Consider the following 8534-nt stretch of genomic DNA (forward strand, 5'->3'; position numbering starts at 1 on the left):
CAAATTATTTTACAGACTCAAGTAAACTAAAAGCCTACATAGGCTCATAGAGCTTATGTAGGCTAAATTTTTAACTATTTATTCAACCGTTACTGATTTTGCAAGGTTTCTTGGCTTATCTACATCGCATCCTTTTTCTATTGCCATGTAGTAAGAGAATAATTGTAGTGGAATTATAGCTATTACTGGTGCTAATAGGTCCATTACTCTAGGAATATAAGATGCAGAGTTAACTGATTTTTCTATTTCAGTGTGTCCTTCTTGTGCAAAAGCATACACCTTAGCTCCTCTTGCTGAAACCTCTTTTATATTACTTACCATTTTGTCATATAATTCTTCTTGAGTTGCCATAGTCATTACTATAGTTCCCTCTTCGATTAATGCTATTGGACCATGTTTAAGTTCTCCAGCAGCATAAGCTTCTGAGTGAATGTATGATATTTCCTTAAGCTTTAATGATCCTTCCATTGCTACTGCATAGTCAAGTCCTCTTCCTAAGAAGAACATATCCTTATGCTTAGAAGTCTTTGTAGTGAACTTTTGAATTGTTTCTTTGTATTTTAAAACTTCTTCTGCTTTTTCTGGAAGTCTTAGCATTTCTTCTTTTATGCTTTCAATCTTTTCACTTGATAAAGTTTCTTTTTCTTGAGAGAAGAATAGAGCAATTATATACATTGCTATAAGCTGAGTTACATAAGCTTTTGTTGATGCAACTGCAATTTCTGGACCTGCCCAAGTGTATAGAACGTCATCTGCTTCTCTTGAAGCTGAGCTTCCTACTACGTTAGTTACAGCAATTACTCTAGCGCCTTTAGATTTTGCAAGTCTTAAGGCTGACATTGTATCTGCAGTTTCTCCAGATTGACTTATAATAATCATTAATGTGTTTTCATCAATAATTGGATCTCTATATTTAAACTCTGAAGCTATATCAATTTCTACTGGAATTCTTGCTAGTTTTTCTATAACATACTTACCAACAACTCCTGCATGATAAGCAGTTCCGCAAGCTACTATATATATTTTATTTAAATTCTTTATTTGTTCTTTAGTTATATGAATATCATCAAGGTTTATAGGCTGACCTAAAACTATTCTTGATGCCATTGTATCTTTTATTGCTTTTGGTTGTTCATGAATTTCTTTTATCATAAAATGCTCATATCCGCCTTTTTCAGCAGCATCAGCATCCCAAGTTACATGGAATACTTCTTTATTTATTTCTTCTTCTAATCTATTATAAAGTTTAACACCGTCTTTAGTCATTACAACAAATTCTTTATCTTCTAAAAGATAAACATTTCTTGTTTGATTTAACACTGCTGGAATATCAGAAGCTATGAAGTTTTCATTTTCTCCAAGTCCAACAACTAGTGGACTTTCATGTCTAACAGCAACTAGTTTGTCAGGCTCTTGAGTAGTTATTACTCCAATTGCGTAGCTACCTTCCATTTTTTCAGTTGCCTTAATAACAGCCTTTAATAAATCTCCTTCATAGAAGTAATCTACTAAGTTTGGTATTACTTCAGTATCTGTTTCAGAAGCAAACTCATATCCTTTAGATATTAACCATTCTCTTAATGAAATATAGTTTTCGATAATTCCGTTGTGAACAACGCTCACAGTTCCTTTAGCGTTAGTATGAGGATGTGAGTTTACATCAGATGGTGCTCCATGAGTTGCCCATCTTGTGTGACCTATACCTATATTTCCTATTACAGGTTTTTCCTCAAGCTTCTCCTCTAAACATGCAAGTCTACCTTTGCATTTTACAACCTCTAAGTTGCTCTGGTTTAGAATCGCTATACCAGCTGAGTCATAACCCCTGTACTCTAATTTGCTTAATCCTTCAATAAGAAGTGATGAAGCTTCTCTCTTTCCAAAATAACCTACTATTCCGCACATAAAAAATCTTCCTTTCAAATTTTGATTTTTGCTCACGAGAAAAATTCCAACACAAATACTACTTTCATTTGAAAGTTTAGTTCAGCATGAAAGGTATATTGATTGTTGGTTTTCACCCCATGAATAATAAAGGTTTTTACACCAGATTGTTTTGTCACAGAAATCACTCTCTGCTTTTATCAATCGTTAACGGTAGTGCGATACCGTGGGGCACCCGCCGAAGAATCGATACTCCCCATCCTCGTCAACTCACACTTTCACCTAATGCTAAAGATAGTTCCATACTCTTAAGTATTTATATTATTTGTAAATACTTATAATCATGTCCTTATCAATAAGCCTTCTAGTGAAACTCGCAAGTCCTGGCGCTTAGTTAAATATTAAACTGATATAATTTTCTATTTAACCTCAGTTTATTATATTCTGAAACTTCCAAATGGTCAATGTTATTTTTTTACATGTAATAAATAGCTTTTTACCTCTATGTTTTACTTTAAAAACTATGGTAACAATGGGTTAGTTTTTCTATAAATATTGCTCCTAACTTAGGGAGCCACATTAAAAAATGAACAAGTTCATTTTATTAACAACTTTCGAAGCAGATTTATACTGCCACCAAAGCAGCTTATCTAGACTGAGTAACTGCCACTTTAGAAGATGCCAGACTTGAAGCTTCCAAAATGTTTTTAAAACTTCATAAATTCACAGAAAAAAATAAGGAGTAAAATCACTACTCCTTATTTTATGTTAACTATTAGTTGTTAGCCTTCTTTTCAATGAGCTTAGCAAGTGAAGTAGCCATTTCATCAAGTTCGCTTTGAACTTTTCCTTCAAGCATAACTCTAACTAGTGGTTCAGTACCTGATGGTCTAATTAATACTCTTCCACTACCTGCTAGCTTTTCTTCCATTCTTATTATCTCTGCTGCTATTTCCTCATCTTTAACATGAATATCCTTTTTATCATTAGGAACCTTAGCATTTACAAGAACTTGTGGAAGCTCTGTCATCATAGCTGCAAGCTCACTTAAGGTCCTTCCTGATTTTTTAACCACAGTTGCAAGTTGTAATCCTGAAACTAATCCATCTCCTGTAGTGTTAAAATCTAAGAATATTACGTGTCCTGATTGTTCTCCCCCTATGCTGTAACTACCTTTTTGCATTTCTTCAAGAACATATCTATCTCCAACTTTTGTTTTTATAGTTTTAATATTTTCTTCTTTTAAAGCTATATCAAGTCCTAAATTACTCATTACAGTTACAACTACTGTATCATGATTTAATTTACCTATTTCTTTTAAATGTTTAGCTGCAATACACATCATAAAGTCACCATTGATAAGGTTACCCTTTTCATCAATGGCAAGACATCTATCTGCATCTCCATCAAAAGCAAGTCCTAAATCACACTTATTTTCCACTACAAATTTCATTAAATCCTCTGGATGAGTAGAGCCACATTTTTTATTAATGTTTACTCCATCTGGATTATTGTGAATTGCAAAAACTTCAGCTCCAAGCTCTTTTAAAGCTATTTCAGAAGATTTGTAGGATGCTCCGTTAGCACAATCTATGGCAATTTTAAGTCCAGCTAAGTCTCCATCTATAGTAGATTTTGCAAAGGCAATGTAATCTTCTAATCCATTTTCAACTATATGCTTCTTGCCTACCATTTCCCCTGTTGGTGTTGGAACTCCTTGAAAATTATTTTCTATTATACTTTGGATTCTATCTTCTAATTCATCACTTAGTTTAAAGCCATCTTTATTAAAAAACTTTATTCCATTGTACTCTACTGGATTATGAGAAGCTGAAATTACTACCCCAGCATCTGCTCCATATTTTCTTGTAAGGTATGCTACTGCTGGCGTTGGAACTACTCCAAGACATACTGCTTCTGCACCTACGGATAAAATCCCTGAAACTAATGCAGCTTCAAGCATATCACCTGAAATTCTTGTATCCATACCTACTAATATTTTAGGTCTGTGCGCTCCTTCTGTTAAAGCAAAAGCACCTGCTCTTCCTAAACTATATGCAAGCTGTACTGTTAGTTCTGTATTGGCTATACCCCTTACACCGTCAGTACCAAACATTCTACTCATGTCACTACCTCTTTTCTATTTTTAATATATAAAATATGTATTTTTCAAACGTACAACTTAAATTATACTATAAAACATAATCATTAACAATAATCACTAGTTTTCAGCCAAGAGCTACAATATACATACTATAGGAGAGGGTTTGCCATAACTTTTTTACTAATAGTTTACTAAATACTAAATACTTAGTACCCATGTTTATATATTATTCTTCATGATTTTACATAGTTTGTACTTAATTATTCTTAAGTTCAATGCCCATAATCTCAATATTTTTTCCCATTCTCATTTAAAAATAAAAAACCCGCAACTGCGGGCTTTCTTATTATACTATTGAAATTTTAACTACTTCATTATTAGAGCTTTTTAGTTCCACTAATTCCCCTACTATTTCTTTTTCTATTGCCATTAGAATAAGTTTTGATACCTGATCTGAATCTAATTGTTCCAATCCCTTAATATTAAGATTAGGGATTTTCCCAAAGTTTTTTAGTATCATTGAAACAAACTTTAAGGGCATAGTAATTTTTGTCGGTTTCTTTTCTTCCTCCGTAATTAATATATATAGTACCCTACCTTTTGATGGCTTATATAAACTATCAATCATACTAATGGCTTTATCAGTAGAAATCTTGCCATTTTTCAATGAGGTTAATATACTATTCAAATTATCCTTCAATAGAACCCTCCATTTTATAGTATTATATATCTATTATATGAAGGAAATATAAAATAAATTACTAGGACGAAAGGCCGTTAGTCCTTGCTATCAACACTTCAACCTCTTCTTCATCCTTATTGTATTCAATAAGTTCTTTAGCACCCTTTGTGTTTACACATATAACCATAAGTATAAAGGCTAAAACAAGTAATATTGTCATTGCTACATTAATGGGTAATATTTCTCCTAAAACTCCACCTACAACAGTGCCTATAGGAGTTAAGCCCATAGACATGGTTCCCATTAAAGCTGAAACCTTACCCCTTTTTTCACTAGGCACTACTAGCATCATTGTAGTGTTGAAAATAGTATTAAACACTACATTTCCTAAGAAAGATATAAATAATATCCCAACAAGTAGTGGATAACTTTTTATAAAGGTTATGGATATTAATAGTAATCCGTTAAGAATTATTGAAAAATAAAATACTTTAAATTTCATTTCTCTCTTTATGGTTATTATTGATAATATTATACTTCCCACTACCATACTACAAGATATGGATGCCATAGCAAAACCATACTTTTCTGGTCCTAAGAAAGGTGTTGCCTTAAAGTAAGGTAATATTAGTATAAACGCAGCATTTGCAAAAAAATTTATTCCTGAAGCTGCAAAAAACACATTTCTTAAGGTTTTGAAGCCCCACATAAATTTAAGCCCTTCTTTGAAATCTTCTTTAAAGGTAACTTCCTGCACTTTTCTCTCTATCTTTGGAACCTTTATAAATAGTTCTGTAAAGGCTGAAAAAATATAAGAAATTCCATTAAATAAGAACATATAAGGTGCCCCTATGGTGACAAATAATATCCCACCAATAGCATTACCAATCATATCCATACCAGAACTCGCAAGACTTGTAACTGAATTTGCTTGAACAAGCTTTGATTCATGAACTATATCTGGTTTTACCGATGCCATGGATGGATTGAAGAAAGCTGAACATAAACCTAATATTATTCCTGTTATAAATACCATCCAAACCTGTATAAATCCAAAAATCCCAGCAATCCCTACAAGGGTTACTAAAACTCCTCTTATAAAATCTGTAAGAACAATTATTTTCTTCCTATCCCACTTATCCACAAATACACCGGCGAAAGGTCCTAGCACTATTCTCGGAACCATAGTTAGAGCACTTAAAAGTCCCATTAACGCAGTTGAGCCAGTTACCTCTAAAACCCAAAAATCTAAAGCTATTAAATAAATAACATCTCCAAATACAGATACTAACTGACCTTGCCATAGTAAGAAAAAGTTTTTGTTCCAAAGTCGTATCTTTTCATTTTCTTTAATTTCCCTTTGTTTATTCCCCAAATTATTCTCTTGTACAGTTGTGTCTTTTAATTCTTCTTCCATTTTCCACCCCAAAAATCCCTTTTTATTTACTCTACTTATGCATTTATATGCATTTTTTCCTTTGTAGCTTAGGCATCTTTGACTTATTACTTATTTTCAGATACCTTATGGATTTTAAACTATCCCTTTTAGCTTTAGTTCTTCAATATACTTAGGAATTTTTAGCCTAATAATAACTCTTATTCCATTATCTAACACCAATTCCCCACTGTCAATAACTCCCATGCATATAGAGACTCCGAGCTTTCTTCCTAAATAAACTTCCCCCTTTTCCTTTAGACTTTCATAGTTATCCCTTATGGCTTCTATAACTAATTTTCCTTCTTCAATTGTAACCTCACCATTATGAAGTAGCTCTTCTAGGATTTGCATACACAATACTTCTTTAAAGCTATATATTTCCTTTTCTCCATATATATCTTTATATATTTTTAAGCCTGCCTTTGACACTAATTTATCTTCAATTATTTTCTCTTCATTTATATTATCCATCTGAATCTTTGTTGAAAACATATTTGCAAGATCATCTAAAGGCATATCATCCTTTAGAGAAATAATTTTATTTATCCTATCTAGTATTTTATCTTTCGGAAAATAGGTTTCCTGTCCTGTAAAGCTAGATTTTTTAATAAACCACTCTTCAGGAATAAGATTTTTCCTTTTCCATCTATAAAGTTGTCCATAGGATATTCCCGTGATGTTTAATATATCCTTTTTTGAAATTAGTTCTTCCTCCATAGCAACGTCTCCTTATAACAATATAGACCATATCTACTCACAGCCCTTCAACTACTTTCATAGAAGCTTCCTTCTCTTATTTTATTAGGATAAGAATAAAATTCGCTCCTCTTAAGCAGTAGTAAATGAAACAATGTTCTATAATCTATCTAAAGTTACATTTTTCTTTTTTCTTCTATAACAGCATTACCTTCTACTTTTAATTCACCTGAGTATTCTACAACCTTAATTCTACAGCCATTACCAATAGTAATATTCTGTCCTCTTACTACATCAGCTATAGTATTTTCCAAGAATATTTCATCTGCCTCAATAGTTTTAACATGCAAGTATCCATAATTACTTCCAAAGGTTTTAGCTATCCAGCCAATGATTCCATTTACATTAATAGGTCTTTCGCTAACAACGACCTTTGTTGCTCCTATTTCTTCTACATAGGAATTCCCTCCCACATAAATTTGAGCCTCTCCTGCATTTATCATGCCACCAACTCTGAAGCCTCCACTTAAATCTACTATTTCTGCTTCAATACTTTTTTCAATAGTTGCTGAACCAGATAATTTCATTTTCTCACAGTAGATTCCTCCTAGTACAGTACCAGAACCTGAGATACCAAATTCTTTTCCTTTAAAATCTCCCTCTATTTTACCACTGCCACTAATTCTAAAATCATCAGCTTTCACATTGGAAGTTATCTTTCCACTACCACTGATCTTTCCCTCTATACAATTTAGTTCACCAAGAATACTTCCACTACCACTAATTCTAAAATCTTTAGTTAATAAGTTTCCCTGTACTTTTCCACTTCCACTTATCTTAAAGCTATTGCATTCTATATCGCCAGTAATTTTCCCACTTCCACTGATGGAAACTTCATCATATCTTCCTCCACCAGCTTCTCCACTTCCTGAAATTTTTAATGAGCCTAATTCTTGATTATTAACCATAATACCCCTCCATCTGCGTAACATTGTTTTATTATAGTATAAGGATAACATAACATTGTTACGCTGTAAACACTTTTTTAATCATTATTGAAAATATTTGTATATTGTGAGCACACTTTTAGTAGCATCTTACTTATATACTCGCAATGTGTAAAGTAATAAATATTAGTTTCTTAATGAGGTGTAATAAAAATAAAGATAATAAAAAGGATAAGAAAATCTCTTACCCTTAAATCTTATGCGAGAATATGTAGTTTATTATAACTAAATGTATGATTATGAGCATTGGCACAAAAATTTTAAACTTTAAATGCTTTGTTTTATGTCTAAATATTAGCATTCCTCCATAAACCCCAAAACTACCAAATAATGCTGCCACTAGCATAAGTGTATTTTCACTAATTCTCCACTGATGCTTTATTGCCTTTTGCTTATCCACATACATTAATATAAATCCTAAAATATTCACAAATAATCCCACATAAATTAATACATTATAAAATTCCCTCATACTACACTTCCTTTCTACCAATTTATCATTCTCATATTAGACTATTACGTAATTGTTTTCTCTAATCTACTTACTAGCTTTATAATAACACACTAACTATGAATTTCACCTACAAAATTAAATAGAACTACTTATGCTGTTGCTTAGTTATTCCTAAAAGGTTGCCTATATATCATGTCATAAAAAAATTCTAACATTCTATTTTCCTAAACTTGCCGTCATATAAAAATAGGGGCTGTCGCACTAAATAA

General features: G+C 32.2%; 7 protein-coding genes. All 7 read right to left on the reverse strand.

What is annotated here, in order from left to right; all coding sequences use genetic code 11:
- Nucleotides 1-78: 78 nt before the first annotated feature.
- The 7 genes from glmS to B3040_RS15185 all read right to left on the reverse strand — a co-directional run bounded on the left by glmS (nucleotide 79) and on the right by B3040_RS15185 (nucleotide 8283).
- The gene (gene glmS / locus B3040_RS15155) at nucleotides 79-1905 is read right to left on the reverse strand and encodes a glutamine--fructose-6-phosphate transaminase (isomerizing) (RefSeq protein ID WP_291574902.1); all 1827 of its coding nucleotides are present in this window, start codon (nucleotides 1903-1905) and stop codon (nucleotides 79-81) included.
- A 754-nt stretch (nucleotides 1906-2659) separates the two neighbouring features.
- Complete coding sequence (gene glmM, locus B3040_RS15160) at nucleotides 2660-4009, reverse strand: phosphoglucosamine mutase (RefSeq protein ID WP_291574904.1); 1350 nt, start codon at nucleotides 4007-4009, stop codon at nucleotides 2660-2662.
- A gap of 325 nt (nucleotides 4010-4334) precedes the next feature.
- A complete protein-coding gene (locus B3040_RS15165) occupies nucleotides 4335-4688 on the reverse strand; it encodes a hypothetical protein (protein WP_291574905.1) in 354 nt (117 codons plus the stop codon).
- A 61-nt stretch (nucleotides 4689-4749) separates the two neighbouring features.
- Nucleotides 4750-6087: an MFS transporter gene (locus tag B3040_RS15170; protein WP_291574907.1), complete on the reverse strand. Its 1338-nt coding sequence runs from the start codon at nucleotides 6085-6087 to the stop codon at nucleotides 4750-4752.
- A gap of 114 nt (nucleotides 6088-6201) precedes the next feature.
- Nucleotides 6202-6825: a YhbD family protein gene (locus tag B3040_RS15175; RefSeq protein WP_291574909.1), complete on the reverse strand. Its 624-nt coding sequence runs from the start codon at nucleotides 6823-6825 to the stop codon at nucleotides 6202-6204.
- A 155-nt stretch (nucleotides 6826-6980) separates the two neighbouring features.
- Nucleotides 6981-7772, reverse strand: coding sequence for a polymer-forming cytoskeletal protein (locus B3040_RS15180; protein ID WP_291574911.1), 792 nt, complete (start codon nucleotides 7770-7772; stop codon nucleotides 6981-6983).
- A gap of 229 nt (nucleotides 7773-8001) precedes the next feature.
- Nucleotides 8002-8283, reverse strand: coding sequence for a DUF1294 domain-containing protein (locus B3040_RS15185; RefSeq protein WP_291574913.1), 282 nt, complete (start codon nucleotides 8281-8283; stop codon nucleotides 8002-8004).
- Between the last annotated feature and the right edge of the window lie 251 nt (nucleotides 8284-8534).

Origin of the sequence: Clostridium sp. UBA4548 (assembly GCF_002387895.1) — a bacterium.
Classification (GTDB): Bacteria; Bacillota; Clostridia; order Clostridiales; family Clostridiaceae; genus Clostridium_J.